The 18699-nt window shown below is 69.2% G+C and carries 20 protein-coding genes and 2 pseudogenes; 6 read left to right on the plus strand and 16 right to left on the minus strand.

Features of this window, described 5'->3' with window-relative positions; all coding sequences use genetic code 11:
* Positions 1 to 92: 92 nt before the first annotated feature.
* The 4 genes and pseudogenes from ACFXAZ_RS25385 to ACFXAZ_RS25400 form a co-directional block, all read right to left on the minus strand.
* Positions 93 to 1745, minus strand: a complete 1653-nt coding sequence (locus ACFXAZ_RS25385) for a flavin-containing monooxygenase (RefSeq protein ID WP_384595565.1) — start codon at positions 1743 to 1745, stop codon at positions 93 to 95.
* 623 nt (positions 1746 to 2368) lie between these two features.
* Positions 2369 to 2635: a pentapeptide repeat-containing protein gene (locus tag ACFXAZ_RS25390; RefSeq protein ID WP_384595568.1), complete on the minus strand. Its 267-nt coding sequence runs from the start codon at positions 2633 to 2635 to the stop codon at positions 2369 to 2371.
* 24 nt (positions 2636 to 2659) lie between these two features.
* Entirely contained in the window at positions 2660 to 2821 is a 162-nt protein-coding gene (locus ACFXAZ_RS25395; protein ID WP_384595571.1) for a pentapeptide repeat-containing protein, read from the minus strand.
* 133 nt (positions 2822 to 2954) lie between these two features.
* Positions 2955 to 3050 (minus strand): annotated as a pseudogene (locus ACFXAZ_RS25400) (AAA family ATPase); the annotation flags it as partial.
* A gap of 554 nt (positions 3051 to 3604) precedes the next feature.
* Here ACFXAZ_RS25400 and ACFXAZ_RS25405 point away from each other — a divergent pair.
* Together ACFXAZ_RS25405 and ACFXAZ_RS25410 are read left to right on the plus strand one after the other, a co-directional pair.
* On the plus strand, positions 3605 to 3844 hold the full coding sequence (locus ACFXAZ_RS25405) for a hypothetical protein (RefSeq protein WP_384595574.1): 240 nt from the start codon (positions 3605 to 3607) through the stop codon (positions 3842 to 3844).
* A gap of 258 nt (positions 3845 to 4102) precedes the next feature.
* A complete protein-coding gene (locus ACFXAZ_RS25410) occupies positions 4103 to 4654 on the plus strand; it encodes a YciI family protein (RefSeq protein WP_384595577.1) in 552 nt (183 codons plus the stop codon).
* 205 nt (positions 4655 to 4859) lie between these two features.
* On the opposite strand, the gene ACFXAZ_RS25415 is transcribed toward ACFXAZ_RS25410, so the two are convergent.
* The 4 genes from ACFXAZ_RS25415 to ACFXAZ_RS25430 all read right to left on the minus strand — a co-directional run bounded on the left by ACFXAZ_RS25415 (position 4860) and on the right by ACFXAZ_RS25430 (position 7553).
* Positions 4860 to 5369, minus strand: coding sequence for an RICIN domain-containing protein (locus tag ACFXAZ_RS25415; protein ID WP_384595580.1), 510 nt, complete (start codon positions 5367 to 5369; stop codon positions 4860 to 4862).
* A 189-nt stretch (positions 5370 to 5558) separates the two neighbouring features.
* Positions 5559 to 5738, minus strand: a complete 180-nt coding sequence (locus ACFXAZ_RS25420) for a hypothetical protein (RefSeq protein ID WP_384595583.1) — start codon at positions 5736 to 5738, stop codon at positions 5559 to 5561.
* A gap of 424 nt (positions 5739 to 6162) precedes the next feature.
* The gene (locus ACFXAZ_RS25425; protein ID WP_384595586.1) at positions 6163 to 7038 is read right to left on the minus strand and encodes an SAM-dependent methyltransferase; all 876 of its coding nucleotides are present in this window, start codon (positions 7036 to 7038) and stop codon (positions 6163 to 6165) included.
* Between the two features lie 365 nt (positions 7039 to 7403).
* On the minus strand, positions 7404 to 7553 hold the full coding sequence (locus ACFXAZ_RS25430; RefSeq protein ID WP_384595589.1) for a hypothetical protein: 150 nt from the start codon (positions 7551 to 7553) through the stop codon (positions 7404 to 7406).
* Between the two features lie 556 nt (positions 7554 to 8109).
* On the opposite strand from ACFXAZ_RS25430, the gene ACFXAZ_RS25435 reads away from it, so the two are divergent.
* From ACFXAZ_RS25435 to ACFXAZ_RS25450, 4 genes and pseudogenes are all read left to right on the plus strand, one after another.
* Positions 8110 to 8595 (plus strand): hypothetical protein, encoded by a 486-nt coding sequence (locus ACFXAZ_RS25435; protein ID WP_384595592.1) that lies wholly within the window; start codon positions 8110 to 8112, stop codon positions 8593 to 8595.
* Positions 8596 to 8715: 120 nt separating this feature from the next.
* Positions 8716 to 9208: pseudogene (locus ACFXAZ_RS25440) on the plus strand (transposase); the annotation flags it as partial.
* An 855-nt stretch (positions 9209 to 10063) separates the two neighbouring features.
* A complete protein-coding gene (locus ACFXAZ_RS25445; protein WP_384595595.1) occupies positions 10064 to 11053 on the plus strand; it encodes a GNAT family N-acetyltransferase in 990 nt (329 codons plus the stop codon).
* 376 nt (positions 11054 to 11429) lie between these two features.
* Positions 11430 to 11597, plus strand: a complete 168-nt coding sequence (locus tag ACFXAZ_RS25450) for a hypothetical protein (RefSeq protein ID WP_384595598.1) — start codon at positions 11430 to 11432, stop codon at positions 11595 to 11597.
* A gap of 140 nt (positions 11598 to 11737) precedes the next feature.
* Here the strand turns inward: ACFXAZ_RS25450 and ACFXAZ_RS25455 are convergent, their stop codons facing one another.
* The 8 genes from ACFXAZ_RS25455 to ACFXAZ_RS25490 all read right to left on the minus strand — a co-directional run bounded on the left by ACFXAZ_RS25455 (position 11738) and on the right by ACFXAZ_RS25490 (position 18570).
* On the minus strand, positions 11738 to 11917 hold the full coding sequence (locus ACFXAZ_RS25455; protein WP_384595601.1) for a hypothetical protein: 180 nt from the start codon (positions 11915 to 11917) through the stop codon (positions 11738 to 11740).
* A 344-nt stretch (positions 11918 to 12261) separates the two neighbouring features.
* Positions 12262 to 14394, minus strand: a complete 2133-nt coding sequence (locus tag ACFXAZ_RS25460; RefSeq protein WP_384595604.1) for an FtsX-like permease family protein — start codon at positions 14392 to 14394, stop codon at positions 12262 to 12264.
* Positions 14391 to 15239: an ABC transporter ATP-binding protein gene (locus tag ACFXAZ_RS25465; protein WP_384595607.1), complete on the minus strand. Its 849-nt coding sequence runs from the start codon at positions 15237 to 15239 to the stop codon at positions 14391 to 14393. Before ACFXAZ_RS25465 ends, ACFXAZ_RS25460 begins: the two co-directional genes overlap by 4 nt.
* Positions 15215 to 15559 carry a hypothetical protein gene (locus ACFXAZ_RS25470; RefSeq protein WP_384595610.1) on the minus strand — a complete coding sequence of 115 codons (345 nt, stop codon included), beginning with the start codon at positions 15557 to 15559 and terminating at the stop codon, positions 15215 to 15217. Before ACFXAZ_RS25470 ends, ACFXAZ_RS25465 begins: the two co-directional genes overlap by 25 nt.
* 372 nt (positions 15560 to 15931) lie before the next feature.
* Positions 15932 to 16891 carry a helix-turn-helix domain-containing protein gene (locus tag ACFXAZ_RS25475; protein WP_384595613.1) on the minus strand — a complete coding sequence of 320 codons (960 nt, stop codon included), beginning with the start codon at positions 16889 to 16891 and terminating at the stop codon, positions 15932 to 15934.
* Positions 16892 to 17451: 560 nt separating this feature from the next.
* Positions 17452 to 17679: a hypothetical protein gene (locus ACFXAZ_RS25480; protein ID WP_384595616.1), complete on the minus strand. Its 228-nt coding sequence runs from the start codon at positions 17677 to 17679 to the stop codon at positions 17452 to 17454.
* 104 nt (positions 17680 to 17783) lie between these two features.
* The gene (locus ACFXAZ_RS25485) at positions 17784 to 17960 is read right to left on the minus strand and encodes a hypothetical protein (protein ID WP_384595618.1); all 177 of its coding nucleotides are present in this window, start codon (positions 17958 to 17960) and stop codon (positions 17784 to 17786) included.
* A gap of 367 nt (positions 17961 to 18327) precedes the next feature.
* Entirely contained in the window at positions 18328 to 18570 is a 243-nt protein-coding gene (locus ACFXAZ_RS25490) for a hypothetical protein (RefSeq protein WP_384595621.1), read from the minus strand.
* Between the last annotated feature and the right edge of the window lie 129 nt (positions 18571 to 18699).

An 18699-nucleotide genomic window follows, 5' to 3' on the forward strand; every position in this document is an offset into this window, starting at 1 on the left:
ACGGCGAGGGGCGGCCGGTCGTACGGGTGGGGAGCGCGCCCAGACGGCCGGTGGAGGGCGGATGAGCGGGTTCCGGTGCTTTGGGTTGCCGGTCAGGTGATGGCGAACCCGGGGTAGCCGCTGGTGGCGACTTCGTGGCACTTCTGCCGGTAGGCCCCCACGCCGCCGGTGTAGGAGAGGAGGCGTCGTGGTTTGCCGGACACGTTGGATCCGGTGTACCAGCTGTCGGTGCTGGGGATCAGTGTTGCGGCGGCGGTCTGCTCGTGATGTTCGATCCAGGCGTCCTCGGCTTCCTTGGTGGCCTCGATCGTGGTGGCGCCTTGGGTTCTGACGTGTGTGATGGCGTCGCGGATCCATTCGGCCTGTTGTTGTGCGCAGGTGGTCATGTTGCACAGCGCGGCTGACGGTGCCAGGGGGGCTCCGATGGTGAACAGGTTGGGGTAGCCGTGTATGCCGAGGCCCATCAGTGTGTGGATGTCGCGGCTCCAGTCCTCGGCGAGGCTGCGGTTGTCGCGTCCCCGCACGTCGATGCGGGTCAGCGAGCCGGTGCCGGCGTCGAAGCCCGTTGCCAGCACGATGACGTCAAGTTCGTGGACGGTGCCGTCGCTGAGGACGATGCCCTCCGGGGCGATACGTGCGATCGGGTTGTCCCGGATGCCGACCAGTTCGACGTCCGGGCGGTGGTAGACCTCGAGGTAGTTGTCTTCGAGGGGGACCCGGCGGGTGCCGAAGCCGTAGTCGGAGGGGACCAGTATGTCGGCGAGCCGGTCGTCTCCGAGGCGGGCGCGCATCTTGTTCCGGACGAACTCCGAGATCTCGTCGTTGACCTCGCGTTCGAAGAAGAGGTCGGCGAATCCGCCAACCCAGAGTCTGAGCGAGCCGTCCGCGTAGAGCTCTTCCATCACCTCGCGGCGCCGTTGTGGGGTGTACTCGGCCCAGACGTGTGCGAAGTCGAAGTCGAATCCGGCGAAGGTGTGCGGGACGGTGGAGCTGACTTCGTCGAAGCGGGCCTTGTAGGCGGATTGCTGCTCTTCGCCGTAGACGCGGTTCTTCATCGGGAGTACGTACTGCGGCGTACGTGCGAAGACGGTGAGGTGCCGGCCTCTTCCGGCGATTGTCTGGATCACCTGGATGCCGGTGGCGCCGATGCCGACGACTCCGATGCGTTTGCCGGTCATGTCGGCGTCCTCGGCCGGCCATTTCGCGGTGTGCAGGATGTCGCCGGAGAAGCTGTTCTGCCCCTCGAAGACATTCTCCAGGGGTGCGGAGAGCGGTCCGGCGCAGCTGACGAAGAACTGCGCGTCGACGGTGTCACCGCGGTCGGTACGCACCGTCCAGCGGCTGCGGTCCTCGTCGAACACCGCGCTGGTGATCGTCGTCGAGAACCGTATGTGGCCCCGGAGGTCCAGCCGGTCCGCGACGTACTGGGTCCAGCGCTGGATCTCGGGCTGGCCGGGGAACCTCTCGGTCCAGCTCCAGCCCTTGTAGAGTTCCTCGTCGAACATGTACTGGTAGACGTGGGACTCGCTGTCGAAGCGGGCACCGGGATAGCGGTTCCACCACCATGTCCCGCCCACGTCACCGGCCTTGTCGAAAACCAGCACGCGCAGTCCCAGTCGGCGCAGCAGGTGCAGCTGGTGGAGCCCGGCGATGCCGGCGCCGAGAATGACGGCGTCCACCTCGACGCGCTCCTCGTCGATCGCGTGGTATGCCGCCGGTAAGGACGTTTCCTCTGGGGTGGTCATCCTGGCTCCTTCGCTTTGGGCGCGTACGGAGGGTTCAGGAACCGGGCGTTGCCGGTCGTCGGGTGCCGTCGGGCAACGCGTGGTCCCTTTGCTTCTTGAGAGCGGGATCAGAGTTGTCGGCCGCTCGGCATCAGGTATCTCGACCAGTCTTTCCCGGAGTTTCGCTGATCAGTCCCTGCCGGAATCGGATTGTGTTGACCCGTCTGCAATCAGTCTTCGTGTCCTGAACTGTCGGTGGCCGTCGTGGGGCGTCGGGCGGGCGCGTCGTCGTGGCCTCGCTGGGGAGGGCTGGGGCGTGGTCCGGACCGTACGTATGTGGTCTGGGCTGTACGCGGCGGAGAGTGTCACCCGTGCGGTCGTCGATTTCTTCGCGCGGTTCTTCAGTGGCGTCCTGCCGGGCAGCGGGTTGGGCGGCTGGCGGCCCTGGCGGTCGGAGGGCGCGTGCGGCGCCGTTCCGGCACTGTGGCCGGGTTGCGGGGCGGAGGAGCGCGTCGTTGTCCGTCGTGGAGCCGGGTTTGTTGCCGGGGAGCCGCTCTTCCGGGGGGGGGCGTGGGGGCTGGTGCGGTGCCGGGGCGGTCGCCCGCGAGTGCTCCGAGCAGGAAGGTGGCGTACAGGCACACCGGTCATGGAAAGCGCGCTTCGAGCTCGGCGATCCACGCCTGTATGTCGGGGTCTGCCGCGAGGTGGGGAGGCAGGCGTGTGGAGGAGTCGATCTCCGTGGTGAGGAGCTGGGCTTCGGTGACGTCGGTGTTCCTCAGATCCGTTCCCCACAGGCCCGTCCAGTCCAGGTCCGCGTCGATCGGAGTGGCCTCCCTCAGGTCCGCGCCGGACAGGTTGGCTCCACTCAGGTTCCCCCCTGCCATCATGGCACCGGTCAGATCCGCGCCCACAGGGCAGCGGCGTAGAAGCTGGTGTCATTGAGGTATGCGTCGCTCAGGTCGGCTTTCGCGCAGGTCGACACCGGTCAGGTCTGCGAATGAGAGATTGGCTCCGGCCAGGTGTACCTCGGCCATGATCGCTCCGTTCAGCACAGTCCACCTCAGGTCCACGTTGTCGAGCTGGGCTCCGGTATGCAACTCGGCCCCGGCCAGATATGCGGATGTCAGGCTCAGGTAGGGCCCTTCGTCGTGGGCCGGGTCCCGGGTGGCGAGAACGTCAAAGCAGCCACGGCATCCGGCAGCGCCACCGGAACCGGCTCGTACACGAGGCCGCCGGGCGGGTGTACTCCCTGATGGTTTCCACGAGGTGGGGCAGGCCGAGCTTGCCGGCCGTGGTGCGGATGCGGGTGGAGACCAGCTCGCTCAAGACGTTTCCCTCGTGCTCGGACGGGTGGTGAAGGGACGGGTGGTGAAGGGACGGTTACCGGTCAGCTCGTCATAGACCGACAGCGGACGGCGACCGACCTCGATATGGGTGGCCGCGGCCCGGTTCAGCAGAGCCCGCAAAGGCCCTGTCTCCTCGCCCCGAGGACGCTCACGACGGGGCTGTGGCGGGACATCGCCGGTGGTGGTCCGGCGTCCCTTGCCCGTGGGCAGGCCGTCCCGGTGGGCCTCTTCAACGACGCGGCCCACCCGCGGCCGATCGCCCGCGGGTGGGCCGCCGCGTGGGCGGACATGATGCGCGCCCGCTACGAGACCTGACCCCGGCCGTGCGAAAGCTGCGCACCAGCCATACGAGCACCACCCACACCGAAAACGGACTCCAGCCGACTCCTACGTCATCGAACGCCCACCAACGCACCACTCCCGGATGACGTGCCACCGCTGAGCGCACCGCGTCACCGACGCCCTTCAACACGAACGCCCACCACCACCGCTGGCCGCCAGCCGGGGGCTTCATGCTTCCCGGAGGAGTCCGCTGTGCCCGCGTACGAGGCCCTGCCCCGCTTCACCGCCGGTCTGGACCGCCTCACCCTCGAACAGCGCCGCCGCTTCCGTCAGGCCGTGACCGCCTTCGTCGGCGACCTGCCCACCGGAAGACGCTTCCGCGACGGCCTCCGCGTCAGTCAAGCGTGTCCCGTGCGCTACAGGGATCTACGAGCTCACCTGGTCCATGGGCTCAGGGCCCGCAGGACGCGCGACCTGGGAGTACGGGCCTGAGCATCGCCCGGGCGAACAGCACATCGTCTGGCGACGCATCGGGCAGCCACGATGTCCTGACCGGCCCATGACCGGCTGAAGGCGGTGTCGGCGGCCAATGGAAAATCCCCGCGTACGGCCAGCGTGATTCCCCACTGGAGTGCCACACTCAGTAGTCGCAACCCTGGGCGGTCTTCGACGACTCGCGCGAGTCCGCCGTGCGGTCATCGCAGTGGAACCCCCTCGCCATCGGCGCCTGTTCAAGGGAACACTGCGGCCATGGAGTTCCTCTGCTACCACCGCGACCGCACTGGCTCACTGTCGCTGCGCTACGAACTGAACGATGCGCACTTGTCCTACATGGACGGATTCACGAAGGAGATGATCGCCCGAGGGCCGACCTTCGCTGACGACGGCGAGACCCTCACCGGCAGCGTGCACATCCTCGACCTGCCCGATCCCGCTGCCGCCCGCGCGTTCGCCTTCGACGAGCCGAACTACCGGGCCGGCGCCTACCGGGACGTACTCGTGCGACGGTGGCACAACGCCCTGGGGCGCACCATGTGGGACTTCCCCGGCGGCCGGACCGGAGGCAACCGATACCTGGTGCTCGGCCTCGGCACAGGAGAGGCCGCCGACCTCGCGCTGCCGCCCGAGCCGAAGGAGCTGATTGCCTACGGACCGCTGCTGTCCGACGACGGGACTCTCTGGCTGGGCACGGCGGCGTTGCTCCGGGCCCCGGACCCGGCCACCGCACGCGCCATCCTCACCCACGACCTGTACGCCGACATCGAGGTGCACAACTGGGAGTCCGGCGGGCGGCCGTCATGAACGAGGCGCCCACCGATGCCATCGCGGGCGCATCACGCTCTGTAGAGGAAGTGGCCGCCAACGGGGAATTGAAGTGGCCACGGGCGGGGAGAACCAACTGGCCGCTATCAAGGCGGTCATGGCGTGTGCGGCGCACGGGATTTCGTCCTGCTGAACACTTCCCCGGCGCAGCAGCGCCGGGCTGATGGAGAGGATGGGGTGGGGTTCAGGTCGCGGCGGTGAACGTCCAGCCGGTTTCGAAGGCTGCCCACTCGCTGAGGGTGATCAGGGTGCCGGAGGCTGCGGGGGTCGCGTCGACGGGGTTGTGGTCGAGGATGCGCAGGCGGGTGCCCTGGGAGCCGGTGGGGTGCGGCTGGGCGGGCTTGGCCGGGTCGAAGGTGCTGCCGGCGAAGCCGGGGTAGCCCATGGCCCACAGCTGCCGGCGTCCTCCCGGCTGGTCGGATGCCGCGTGAGGCTGCTGGGTGATCGTGCCGTCCGGCTGGACGGTCAGGGCGAGGCCGCTGCGGACGTTGGTGATGCGGAAGAACGTGTACTTGGTGCCGTGGTGGTCGACTTCGAAGCGCCACCGCTGGTGGGCGCCGTTGTTGCGGGTGTAGATGATCGGGGCGGCGCCGGGTGCGGTGGACGCGCGGCATGTCCCACACCAGCGTGGGATGGGACGCCAGAGCGATGTAGAGCTCGCCGTCCGGGGCCTCGTGCGTCTCGTCGATGTCACGGAACTGCGCCATGTACTCCCCCAGTTCGCCCGCGGTCCCGTCGCGGGGACGGGAAACCGTCACCAGTCCTCGCCCAGGGCCGGGCTCAACGACATGTCCGTCACACGGTAGGGAGCCCGACCGCCGCTGCCCAGAACGCCGATCCGGCCACCCGGCCGACCGCCCGGGGGAAAGCAGGGGCACCCAGTTCAGGCCAGGAGCACCCGCCGGTCCCGTAAGGGCACCGTCTTCCGCCGCGGGGACTTCGCCATGGCCTCGGTCGCGGCATCCTCCGCGGTCTCCGGAGTGAAGCCGGGGTGGGCGATCGGCATGGCCACCGCCCGCGGGTACCGACGGAACGCCGTGTATCTCTCGGATTCGTTGTCCACTCCCAACGTCCTTCCGGCCCGGACGGGCCCGGCGTCCGCTCCTGGCCCCGACGACGACCACGACGGTGATCAGCGGGACCAGCACAGCCGGACCGAGCGTGACCACAGCCGAACCGGTCGCGGGGCAGAAGGCGCCCAGGCCACCCAGGACAGAGCTGGTGAGCAGCATCAGGCCCGCCGTATCGCTCCGCTCCCGGCCGGCATCGCCATCTCCGGACCTTGCCGGAACGCCGGGCGTCTCGTCAGCGCCGGCCGCCGGATGGGAAGTCGAATCAGGCGGCCCGGCGAGCCGCTCGCTGTTGTCCGCCACGCCCATCTCGGGTGCTTCAGAAGCCGGGCGACGGCCGTGGCCCCGCCCGGCTGTCCCGCTGCACGCTTCGCGGCGGCGTCTCTCTCGCCGTCCGAAGCGCCCGGGAGCCTTGGGTCAGGGCGTTCGGGCGAGCGGCTTGCGCAGGAGCAGGAGGAAGAAGCGGGTCTTGCGGGCGACGACGTTCCGCGCCCTCGGGAGGCTGGAGATCACCAGCTCGGTGAACTCTGCGCCGAAACGCTGGGTGAACTCTTCCCGTCGGTCGTGACAGACAAGCTCCATCACATTCATGGTCATTGCCAGGTTGGCCGACAAGTCCTTGAGCTCCAGGGTCTGGAAGCCCGCCCGGGTGACCAGCTCGAAGAACTCCGGCAACCGGGGAGGAAGGTTGGCGGCCAGCATCCCGTCGAACACCGCGGCTTCGGCTTCAGTGAGCTCGTCGGTCAGGACCGACTCCAGGACCAGGAGGTCCCCGCCGGGGCGCAGTACCCGGTATGCCTCGTTCAGCGCCTTCTCCCGGTCCATGTGGCAGAGGCTCTCCACCGCCCAGGCGCAGTCGAAGGACTCGTCCTCGTAGGGAAGTCGCATGGCGTCGGCGTGCTCGAAGACGAGGCGGTCGCTGAGGCCATGGCTGCGGGCGAGTTGGCCGGCGCGCTCGATCTGGGCTTTGCTGATGGCGACACCTGTGACCTTGGAGCCGCGCTGCTCGGTCAGGCGGAGTGCGGAGCGTCCCGTACCGCAGCCGATGTCCAGCACCTGGTGGTGGGCCTGCGGATTCAGAGTCTTGATGAGGTAGTCGGTGTACCGGTCCTGGGCCTGCGATGACAGGGCCACGAGATCCATACTGCCGGGATGGGGCTCGTCCGGAGGGAACCACAGCCCGCAATGCACGCTCTCGCCGAGGGTCTGGTGGTAGACGTCGCCGAACTTGTCGTACCAGTCCCCCACCTGATCGGCGGTCACCTTGAGTTCAGAAGTGGGTCCTTGCGGCACTATGCGTTCCTTCCGAGGTCGGCAGCCACCTTCCAGTGAGGGAGAGGTGGCTGTGGTTACGACGTCCACATGTCACGGTGGGCCGTACGGGTCTGCCGCGCTCAGCGGTCATGGCGCTCGTCACGAGAAGCGTTCATTGCCTCCGTCCCTGCGACAAGAGGGCCTGCGTGCGTGTGCGGGCCTTTCAGGCCTGGCCGTTGACGGGTCAGGGCCGTTCGTCGAGCGCGGGCGGGGCTACGGTGGGCAGGTCACGCCGGGAGGGGGGCGGTGGCCGGCCCGTGGTACCGCACCATCTGGAACGTCCTCTTCGTCCGAAACCCTGCGAAGGTGTCCCTTCGTTCGGGCAGCAGGGTGTCCTCGCCGCTTCACTCCGTGTCTGGTGTGGCCGGGATGTGCGCAGTGGCCAGGAAGGCGGTCGTCGCGGGTGTGCGGCCGGCACGGCTGAAGGCGGCGTACTCGACACGGGTCGGGGCCACGGTGACCTCGATGGTGGTGACACCGGTGAGCTGAGGCACGTAGGCGGAGGGGCATGGCGACGCGGGCGAAGACGAAGGAGCATCACCCGCGTTCGGATCCGGTGGCGTCTCGGAGGACGCCACGGCAACCGTCCGGCATCTGGACCAGTAGGCCGCCTTCTCCGGCTCTGTCCACGGCCGGGTACCAGGTGCCTGGCGCCAGTTCCCGGGCCGGTAGGGAGCCGCCGTCCTCACTGACGAGTGAACGCGCAGCGGGCACAGCGAACCAGGCCGGGTCGTATTCCAAGGGCCGGCCAGTGAGTCTCAGCAGCAGCACCTTGCGGAGCTGGGTACTGGTCTCGGTGACCAAGGATCGGGCGCTCGTTGTCGTTCCGCCGTCGGCCAGTTCCACCCCGGCGATCGCTGTGGTCCGGTTGAAGGCCGTGGTGGGGACGTCGAGGAGTTCCCGGACGGTCGTGTCATAGGAGTCGACGTCGACGATTCGAGGTTCTGAACCACGAGTTCCGCGTAGAGGGCCCAGGACCCGTCGGTACCAGCCGACAGCAGGGAGGTCGTGCGACGATTCGCTGTCCAACTGAGCCACGAGCAGGGATGAATGACGATGGAGTACATCCAACTGGATGCGCGGATCGGCAGCCTGCCAGGTGTCCTGTCCCCCGCCCGATACCTGGAGCGCCTGCCGCTGCTGGCCGGCGGGCTGCCGGCCGGGGCGCGGGACTTCGCCACTGCGCCAGACCACTACGATTTCTCCAGCAAGCGGTGTGTGAAGGACCTGGAACTCCGGCACATCCGGGGTATCGGAGCGGGTGACCGGCAGATGGAGGTCCGTTTCCGGCACAACTGCTGGAAGCACGACGAAGACCTGACCGTCCGCTCCACCGGCGTCTGCGGCTTCAATGCCGCAAGCACCGACGATGGCGGCGGCGGTTGGGCAGCCTTCGGGGCCGTGATCCTTGACGAGGTCCTGCCCCACGAGAACGGCTGCAGCCACGAGATCGCGTTCTGGAACGGCTCACTTGCCGTCGTCTGCCATGACCTCGTTGCGATCTGGACCGAGGCCCGCTGCCCCGGCAACCCCTAGACCAGGAAAATCATCCCCACACAGAGCCACCTCCCTCACCGAGGTTGAACGGCAGGCTTAAAACTCCTAACTAAATGACACGCACTCCCTTGGAATGTGTGGGTCTGACGGTTTGTCAGCCTGTGCGTGACGAGGGGTGAGCTGCGTCCGTGGGTCGTGTCGGATGAGTTGTGGGCGCGGATCGAGCCGTTGCTCCCGGTCGGGCCGCGCCGTGCAGATCATTGTGGGCGCAGGCTTCTGGACGACCGGAAGGTGTTGCCGGGCATCCTGTTCGTGCTGTACAGCGGCATTCTGTGGGAGTTCCCGCACCAGGAACTCGGCTTCGGTCCGGCATGACGTGCTGGCGGCGACTGCGTGACGGGAACGACGCGGGTGTCCGGCAGCGGTTTGCACGAGTCGCTTCTGGCCGAGCTGCATGCCGCCGGTGCTCTGGGCTGGTCGCGGGCGGTGATCGACGGCTCCCGCGTGCGGGCCGTGAAAGGCGGCCCAAAAAGCCGGTGCGGGCCCGGTCGATCGCGCCCGGACCGGCTCCGGGCACCATCTGGTCACCGAAGCGCACAGCATCCCCCTCGCAGTGTCGCTGGCCGGCGGCAACCGCAACGACGCCACCCAGGCGCCGCGCGGGGCGTGGGTGAGGGCGGTGCGTCGGCGGCGGGCGGCCCACCGCAGGGACGGTGGCGCGTGCCGGCTCGGGCGTTGATGGGTTGGCGGGCGGCCTGCGGTGGACTCCTTCAGGCGGGCGACGAGCTGCCGGTCGGGCAGGGCGATGAAGCCGGGAACGGGGGTGCCGGCGGCGAGCCGGTCGACCTCGCTGTCAGGCGGTGGTGTGTTGCGTCGGACCTATGCCCTGTTGGTCTCAGGCACCAGTGGTCTCAGGCACCAGATCCGCCACTATGGCCGGTGGCAGGGACGGGCAGCAGCAACAGCGGGGCTGGCGCACCCGCGACGGCACCGCCGCGCCGACCCACCAGCCCCACGAACCGGAGCATCCGCCTCTACGCAGCCCAAGGCCAGCGGTCGAGTTGCCTGACGTCGAGTGGCGAGGTACCTGATGCAGCAGGGGCGGCCGAAGCCTCTCCTTGATGGCCGTGCGTGCCACGGCCGCCCAGACGTTCGCGTACCTTCACACAGCCGCGATCAGCCCCCGCCCAGCGACGGACAGCGGATCGCGAACGTGGCCGAACAACGACTCTAGTTGACGAGATTGCCGGAAGCGCCCGGCAGCTGCCCGTCGCTACGGTGGAGTCGTGGAGCGAGGGGCAGACAGCAACGGCGTCCAGCTGCCACCCGGCACGCCGCAGCCAGGCCGCGCTTGCACCGCCGAGGAGTTCACCGCGGCATCGCGCGGCCTGAGAGCCCGGTCCCGACTGTCCTACCGGCAGATGGAAGGCCGCAACGCGCGGGGACGCACTGGCCTCCGGCACGACGGGACCGCTCTCGGGCGCGCGCCGAGAAGAGGGGGATTCACGTGGCCGGGGTACCACTGCGGGCAGAGATCTTACGGGCGGGCGAGGAACACGTGGAGCAGATCGCCCGGCTCGCCGAGTCACGGAGTCTGAACGGGCCGGACGGCACCCGGAGGCTGGTGGAGGGCGGCTTTCTGGTCTCGGCGTACGCCGAGACCGACTACCGCGCCCGGCTGGGGACCGCCGAGCACTTCTATGTCGCGGTCAGTGGCGGGCAGGTGTCGGGATTCCTGCTGGCCTACAGCTCCGACCAGGTCGAGCCGGATGAATGGCTGAACCGCCGGATCAAGACGGCGCTCGGCAGCTTCCTGGTGGTCAAGCAGATCTGTGTGGCCCGGGACGCGGCGCGGATGGGGATCGCCTCAATGCTCTATCACCATATCCTCGAACAGTGGGACGAGAGCCCCGTGATCGCCGCCGTGGTCAACGATCCTCCCAATGACGCCTCCGCGCGCTTCCACCACAAGCTCGGCTTCCAGGAGCTGACCCGAATGATCCCGCCGGACGGGCTGCCCCGGGTGGTGTGGGTGTGGCGCAAACCGCGCGAAGCGATGCTGCACGCCCAGTATCAGATCGCGGTGGACCTCTACAAGCACGAGGACAACCTCAACTGGCAGAAGCTCAGCAACTTCTTCTACATCACGGCGGGCCTGGCGGCCTCCACCGCCTTCTTCCTCAGCAAGGACGGTGCGGGCGGCACCCTGGGCAAGGGGCTCGCGATCATCATCGCGATCATCGGTATCGGGGTATCGCTGGGCTTCTCACTGATGTTGCGTTTCGGCCGCCAGTACCTTCTGGCACGCAAGGAGACGGTGGTCGAGTTCGAGGAGTACATGGCCTGGCACGGCGGCGAGCGGATAGTGAACCGCCGTACCGACGAACCCAGTTCCGCCTACCTCAGGGTCTCCCCGACCGGCTTGATCATGGTGCTCCTGCCCGTGCTGGTGGCGGTCTGCTGGCTCGCAGTGCTCGGGGTACTGATCGCCGACTGAGCGGCTGAGGCTCTGGGCCAAACGCCGCCCCTAGACCTTGGGGCTGTGGCCCTGATCTGGCATGGACCATATTTGAGGACGAGGCGTCCATGCCGTGGTCCGCGGCACAGAGGACCGCGGCACGCTGTCCGACGTACCGGTATTCGAGGCGGTGCGTTCCGCTCTGGGCCGGCGCAGCGCCGGGCATGGATGGCCTCGGACTCGCGGAGGAAGTCCGCGTCCTGGCCACCGCGCCCAGACGCCCGTTCGCGCGATCGCGCGACGGTCGCGCGGCGGGCTGATGCAGTTGGGGGACCGGCCGGACCGTGCTGGAAGGGAGCGCCGATGACCTTGCGCAGCGTGGGGGTGCTGACGTCGGCCGCGGTGAGTCCGGCCAATGACGCCGCAGCCCGACGGCGCGCTGGTGCCGTCGTCCAAGGCGCGGTGCACTTCTCCCGCACCTCGATCGAGCGGGCTGGACCGCTCTGGCCCGTTCGGCGTCACCGACGTGCTGGTGGAAGGGGAGGGCTACCGCATCAGCCTGACCGAAGCGTTCACCCGCTGACCAGCCATGGCGAGACGGCTCTGTACGACAACGTCGTCACCTCGGCCGGCTCCGGGAGGCGGTTGTCGGCCGGGAGTTCTGAAGCCGGCCGAACCAGAAGCGCAGGGCGGAGGTCAGCGCCGGTGTTCGAGGCCGGTGAGTCACTGGCGGGCATGGTCGGTTCCGAGTTGGGCGGTGACGGTCTGTGCGGCGAGGGGAAACAGACGTTCGAGGTCGGCGGCGACGGCCCGGTGAGCGCCGGCGGCAAGGCCGGGCTGGTCCTGAGCGGTAGGGGCGATGGCACCGATGGTCTGGTGGCCGCCCCCCCCCGTGGGCTCCATCGGTGGCTGGGTAAGCCGCGGTCAGGGTGTCGTCGAGCGCGGTCGGTCGGCGAACGTCGGGAGGCGCGGTGGCCCCGTAGCCGCGGTGGTGGGCGTCGAAGGCGGCCCGGACGGCAGCTCGCCCGTCCTGCGCGGTGCGGGCTCCGGCGGATGCGGCGTACGTACTCCACTTCGCTGGCGAGCAGGACCTCCCTGGGATGGGTCTTGAGGGCGGACTCGGGGTTGGCACGTCGGCGAGCGCGGCGATGTAGTGGTGGATCACCGGTGGGTGCCCGGTGTGTTCGACGGCCGGTGGGCCGGGAGCGTCGTCGTGTCCCGCGTGGTGCCCGCCGTGCGGGCGGTGCTCAGGCCGGCTCGTCCCGCTGGGCGCGGACGCTCATCAGGCCGAGCGCGCCGAGCAGGGTGGCCACGACGACGGTCAGGACCGTGACATCGGTGGGGTAGGGCACGGCTGCGTCGAGGGAGTTCCAGACCGCCGACGCGACCACGCCCGTGCCGAGGCCGATGCCCACGACCATCACATACCCCATCAGGAACTCCCGCCCGGCGATCTCGCGCACCCGTGAACCGGTGAGTCCGAACGAGATCAGCAGACGTGCGTCGCGGCGGCCGGCCGCGCTGCGGTCGATGACGCCGATGGCCAATGTGCAGAAGACCTGTACGGCGAGCAGGGTGAGGCCGCCGAAGATCCAGCCGACGAGCTTCGACTCGCGGCCGGCGAGGTCGTTCTCGGACAGGACGGTGAGCGCGAGGGGCGAGGTGAGGGCGGCGGTGCGCACGTCGGGTTCGAAGCCGGGGCGACGCTCGCCGAGGATCAGCAGGGTGTCGGTCTTCGAGAGCTGCGACGGCTCCGGTGGCGGCCGGAGTGCCAGGTCCAGGGGTACGGGGAGACCCGCGATGCGGGTGAGCCGCTCGGCGGCCCGCGGCAGCAGTACGCCGGGACGCTCGCAGCTCGGGGCGCCGAGCAAGGTGGTGAGGGCGGAGCAGTCGGCCCCCAGCTGGAAGGCCGGCTCGGCTCGTTCGTCGCTGGGGTCGAGCGTGTGGATCCGGGCGGCCACCGCGCCCGGGACCGGTGCGGTGAAGTCCTTCAGATCGAGTTGCGCAAGTGCGCCCCGGAGCAGGACCGACTCCACGTACCGGTCCCGGGGTGCGGGCGGGTCGGCCTGGCGCGCGCTGGCCATCCAGGCGGCGACGACGGGGACGACCACGAGGAGCGCGGCGATCCCGTAGAGCGGTTTGACGGCGGAGCGCGGGTCGTACTGGAGACGGCGCGCGGCCATCACCCGCACCGGGTCGACGGCACCGGCGGCGCTGCGGGCGGCCAGTCGCCGGGCGACGACCGGCAGGGCGAGCGGCACCCCGGCGGCCAGGGTGACCGTTGCGGCGAGTGCGCTGACTGCCGCCGTCTCCCCCTCTCGCACGGATGCGGTGACGAGCAGGCAGACGCCCGCGACGGCGGGGGCGAGCCGCAGCTCGCTGAGCGCGGGGCGGCCCGCGCGTGGCCGGGGCGATGTCTGTCCCCGCCGCCCCCGTTTCACGCGGTCGGCGGCCAGGGAGAGCCCGGTGAAGAGCGCGGCCAGCGCGAGGACGGTCAGCAGGACCGCTCCGTACGGGGGGATCAGGGCGTTGTCCGCGACCCGATGGTCCACCACCGGTACCCGGTCGAGCAGCGAGCCGGCCACGGCCCACAGGACGGTACCGGCCACCAACCCCGGACCGGTGATCAGCAGCGACTCGTACACCAGCAGCCGACGGCGCCACCGGCCCGGCAGACCGATCGCGCCGAGCAGCGCCATCCGGCGCGATCGCAGCGGGGCGGAGACGCCTGTTGCGGTCAGGGCGAGCAGGAGCAGCGGCACTCCGGCGAAACCGGCGACCGCGAGCGTCATCGCCGGTACGTCGAGTTCGTCGTCCTCACCGATCGGCATGCTCTGCCCCGGCCGTCCGCCGCCGAACCCGGTGGCCTCCAGTACGTCGACGCCCATCGTCCCGCCGCGCGGCATCAGCCGGTAGGCGAGCAGCTCGCCCGGGTTGAGTACGCCTTCGGACCCGAGGACCCGAGCCCTGGGGAAACGCTCGGCCAGCCTCGGCTCATCGGCCGCGAGCTCCGCGAGGCCCGGGGAGACGTACCAGCCGCCGGGCTCCGGCCAGTCGGCCATGCCGGGTGGCAGCGCCGCGCGGTCCCCGGCCTTCACCGGCTCCAGCCACACGACGGGGAACTGCTCCGTGCCCCAGGTGTCCGACCTCAGGTTGACCCGTACGACGGGACGCTGTCCGTCGTCCGCCATCCTCACCGCGCGGGCATCGAACCGCTCACGCTCCTCGAACAGGGAGTGCACCACCCCGACCGCGAGCAGGGCGACCATCGCCGTCACCGCGGCCACCGCCGTGAGCAGCAGCAGCCGTAACCGCTGTCCGCGGTGCGGGCTGTACACGAGGCGCGCCGCCATCCGGCGCGTGGCCCGTGCCGCCTTCATGACCGTGCCTCGCCCTCGGCGCGCAGCGGTTCGACGTCGGCCAGCACGCCGCCGCGCAGCCGTACGCCGCGGTCCATCGCGGCGGCCACCGAGGCGTCGTGCGTGGCCACCAGGAGCGCGGCCCCCCGCTGCCGACAGGCGTTCAGCAACACCTCGGTGACGATACGGACGTTGTCCTCGTCCAGTGATCCCGTCGGTTCGTCCGCGAGCACCAGGCGTGGTTCGCAGATCAGCGCCCGTGCGATGGCCACCCGCTGTGTCTCGCCCCCGGACAGTTCCTCGGGGGCTCGCTCGCCGAACCCGTCCAGGCCGACCGTGGCCAGCAGTTCGCCGGCCCTCGCGCGGGCGTCCGTCCGTCCGGCGAACCATGCGGGGAGCGCGACATTCTCGGCCACGCTCAATTCGGGCATGAGCTCACCGAACTGAAACACCATTCCGATATGGGACAGTCTGTGCCGTGCCGATTCGTCATCCGAGAGTTCGTTTGTCCGCCGTCCCGCGACCGTGACCGTTCCGATCTCGGGACGTGTGAGTCCGGCCACGCAGTTCAGCAGTGTTGTCTTTCCGCTGCCGGAGGGACCGATAACCGCGACTGCCTCTCCGCGGTGAACGCGAAGGGACGCGCCGGTCAGCAGTCGGCGTCCGGGCACTTTAACGGTCAGTCCCTCAAGGGACACGAGTGGCTCGGCCGAGCCGTTCCGTGCGTTCACCACACCTTCACCGTCCGGGGCTGGGCACTTCGGGTCGTTTCTCGACAGACCGCTGACTGCCGGCCCGCGTCCGTCCCGGGAGCCGGAGCGCGGGCCGGCGGTCTGCCGGTCTAGTAGGACTGCCAGTTGCCGCACGCGTCCGGCCAGGCGGACCGGTACTCACACGTCTTGTGCTTCAGCACCTTGCCCACGCCGTTTCCTTCGCTGGCACAGGTGCCGTTGTTGCCGTCCGAGTCCTTGACGTCTCGCTTGGTGTTGTTCCCGACGTTGTAATACTCGCCTTTGACCGGAGTCGAATCGCTCTCCTTGTCGCAAGCGGTCATCCGTTCACGGCTTTCGCTGTCGAACGAATAGTCACTGCCGTTGTAGCTCGTCAGAGCCGAGGCGCCCGTGATGGCTCCGAAGAAGAGCACCGCGACGGCGAACGTCGATAACGCCAGATTTCTGAAATGCATGAGTCCCCCTACCGATGGATTTCCCGACTGCCGTGGAACATTCGGGATCTTCGCACACCTTTTTCCGGCAATCAGCGGTTCTCGGAAGGCCGGTGACTCCCGATAGGCCGAAGGGCTAATCTCCGCCACATTGACGTGAGGCACGTGGACTTGCTGCCTCGTCCCTCACGCTTCACCCTGGCCGCAGTCTCCCTGCCGCACGGTGATGTATCCGACCGTGTCAGCGGCGGCTCTGCGTGTCGTTGACGCCGGATGCTGGCTTCCTTGACATTCCGTCCGCCGTCACCGTCCCCGAGGGCTGCGGATAGTTATCACGTTCCCAGGAAACCAAGAACCGGTAAATCCCTCTTTCGGCTGATCTCGCTGCCGGGCTCAGAGGACGGTGCGGCTGTGTCGGTAGTCGCTGGGTGTCATGTGGTAGCGGGTGCGGAAGATGCGGGTGAAGGTGGCGTGGTGGGTGAAGCCCCAGCGGGCCGCGATGCGGTGCACGGGGACCGTGTGCTGTGCCGGGTCGGCGAGGTCGCGGCGGGCGGCTTCCAGGCGCAGGTGCCTGATGTAGGCGGCCACGGTGGTGTGCTGGGCGTCCTGGAACAGGCCGTGCAGGTGGCTGAGGGAGATGTGGTGTGCGGTGGCCAGGGTGCCCGGGGACAGGTCGGGGTCGTGGAGGTTGCGGCGGATGAAGGCGCGGATGCGCAGCATCAGGGTGCGTCGCGCCATGTCCGGGGGGAGAGCCTGCCGGGCGTCCAGGTGGTGGGCGAGCACGGTGGTGAGCAGGTCCACCAGAACGGTCTCCAGCCGTTCCCCGTCCTGGCACCGGTAGGTGATGCCGCCCGAGGCGAGGTCGGTGAGGAGGCCCGCCAGCAGCCTGCCGATCCCCTGATTTCCGGACAGCGGGCGCGTCACCAGGTCCGCGACGGGCAACGGCACGAGTGCCTTGGGGATTTCCAGACCGATCACGGTGAATCGCCCGGACGCCAGACAGGTGTGGGGTCGCGAACTGTCGACGAAGTACATGCTGCCGGGTCCGTGAATGCCGGCCCGGCCGGACTGCTCGACGCCCAGTACGCCGGTCCGCATGAGGGTGAGGTGATAGAACTCCGGGTCCGACTGCCTGATCAGCCGGAGAGACCGTTCCATCTCCACCGGGCCGTCCACGACCGAGGGCCAGACCTTCGCATCGCCCAGTTGGAAGACACGCATCTCGCCGTGGAACCGATCAGGCAGGTCGCTGGCCAGAGCCATGGGGTAGCAGGCCGATGCCAGCATCTCCAGCCAGTAGTCGAACGCTTCGGCCTCGGGCACATCAGCGGTGGAGAGCAGACTCTCCGTCACCTTGCTCGCATCACCATTTCGAGCAGCCAGTACGTTCGGTCTGCGCGGCATCGGCCCCGCCCGCCCGGATCCGTGCTGGGCAGGGCCGGCGTTTCCCTCGGAGTTGTACTGCAATGAGTCCTCTGGATTCACCACATGCTTCATCGTGATGCCGCTCACGCAGCGGTAGCAATGGCGAATCTGGTCAGCCCGCCGCCGTACGGTCCGAAATCCGGCCGGTCGCCTCGCGAAATGCCGGGACAGCGGGCCGGGGACCGGGCCCTGGTCGCAGCTGGCGCTGGAGCCAGGCGGGGGCGAGGCTGATCGCTCCGGTGTCGGTGCCGTGGCAGGCGCCGCGTGGGGGGGGTGAGGGCGGTGCGTTTGTTGCGGGCGGCCCGTTGTAGGACGGTGGTGTGCCGCTTCGGGTGTTGATGGGTTGGCGGGCGGTCGGGCGACCCCCGTTTTTTGTCGGGTGTCTGGGCGGGTGGTTGAGCGGCCTGCGGCGAATTCCTCCAGGGGGCACGAGTTGCCGGTTGGGCAGGGCGATGAGGCCGGGAACGGGGATGCTGGCGGGGAGCCGGTCAACTTCGTTCTCCGGCGCCCCGGTCGGAGGCAAGGCGCGGGAGCCCGTTGGCGTGGACGTAGCGGGCGATCTCCAGTGTGTTGAGGAAGACCGTGTCCGGGGGCATGGCGTCGGCGCCGGCGGTGAGCTGCCACCAGCACTGGGCGGACAGTTGGTGACCGGCGAGGTGGAGGAGACAGGAGCAGAGGAGGGCGCCGTCGGCGTCCATGCGGTCCGCGTCGGGCATGCTGAGGGGGTCGAGGCCGGTCCTCGGCTGGCCCGCTGAGCGCAGGCCCGGCCGGTCGCCACGGGCGGGCCGTATCTGCACGTGGAGCGGGGATGTCCACCCGCTCAGAAGGAGACGAACCGGACGACGGTGAGGACGGTGCCGGAGATGACGTACCGGACGATCGCCGTGGCGACGGTTGCCTCCCGCTGGTCGCGGTCCGCGTCTACCGGGGTGGAGCCGTGTCCGTAGGGGTTCCGGGCGACAGTGCGCGCCATGGCGGCCTCGAACGTCGATCTCACGGCCGTCCACCCAGGTCCGCAGCGGCTCTGCCACGACGCTCTCCATCCGACGCCGGCCACGGTAACCCCGCGAATCACCCCGCCCTGTCCGCGCCGGAATCAGGTCGTGCGTACCCCGTCGGTAGTGGTCGGGCCCTTCGGCCGACTCACCGTCTTGTCCCAGCGCGGTGCGCCCTTCATCGTCCGATTTGCCGCCGGATCGTGCCGACGGAGAGCGCTATGTCGTCCGGCACCGCCACCGCACCGCCGCCCGGTGAGGACTATCTGTCCTTGCACAACGACTGGTTTCCCGAGCTGCTGGGCATTCGTTCTGGCCAAGCACCAGGCCAAGATGATCGCCATGCTGTTGCGGCCGTCGGCCTGACGGTCACCGGTGCGCCGGAAGACCAGCCGCGGCCGTTCGCCGGGCTTGTAGCGGCTCCGCCTCCTCCACCATCAACGGCCTCTCCGGCTGCCACGGCCCCTGCGACATCTCCCTGTCCAGGGCGATGTAGGAGTGCACCGCCGCCAGCGAGGCGTAGTCGATCCACGTCGTGCGCAACTTCCGCCCCGTGGCCGCCAGCGCCGGGACCACCCACGGCATCGGCACCTCGGTCGGCTCAGCGGACACGGCGGAACCTCATGAACCAGCAGGTGAGCGAACTCCCGGCTCCGCATCCCGGTGCCCGGCACCGGACCGCCCATCGCCGCGTTCCGGCCAGGGTACGTCCCGTCCTCCAGCTCATCCGGGCCCATCCCG

Origin of the sequence: Streptomyces sp. NPDC059477 (genome assembly GCF_042749375.1) — a bacterium.
Taxonomy (GTDB): domain Bacteria; phylum Actinomycetota; class Actinomycetes; order Streptomycetales; family Streptomycetaceae; genus Streptomyces.

What these genes read in the sequence shown, in the direction of transcription:
- ACFXAZ_RS25385 (WP_384595565.1), bottom strand. Translation starts at nt 1,745, where the DNA reads ATGACCACCCCAGAGGAAACGTCCTTACCGGCGGCATACCACGCGATC.
- ACFXAZ_RS25410 (WP_384595577.1), top strand. Translation starts at nt 4,103, where the DNA reads ATGGAGTTCCTCTGCTACCACCGCGACCGCACTGGCTCACTGTCGCTG.
- ACFXAZ_RS25435 (WP_384595592.1), top strand. Translation starts at nt 8,110, where the DNA reads ATGACGATGGAGTACATCCAACTGGATGCGCGGATCGGCAGCCTGCCA.
- ACFXAZ_RS25450 (WP_384595598.1), top strand. Translation starts at nt 11,430, where the DNA reads ATGACGCCGCAGCCCGACGGCGCGCTGGTGCCGTCGTCCAAGGCGCGG.
- ACFXAZ_RS25455 (WP_384595601.1), bottom strand. Translation starts at nt 11,917, where the DNA reads ATGGAGCCCACGGGGGGGGGCGGCCACCAGACCATCGGTGCCATCGCC.
- ACFXAZ_RS25460 (WP_384595604.1), bottom strand. Translation starts at nt 14,394, where the DNA reads ATGAAGGCGGCACGGGCCACGCGCCGGATGGCGGCGCGCCTCGTGTAC.
- ACFXAZ_RS25470 (WP_384595610.1), bottom strand. Translation starts at nt 15,559, where the DNA reads ATGCATTTCAGAAATCTGGCGTTATCGACGTTCGCCGTCGCGGTGCTC.
- ACFXAZ_RS25480 (WP_384595616.1), bottom strand. Translation starts at nt 17,679, where the DNA reads ATGCCCGACGCGGACCGCATGGACGCCGACGGCGCCCTCCTCTGCTCC.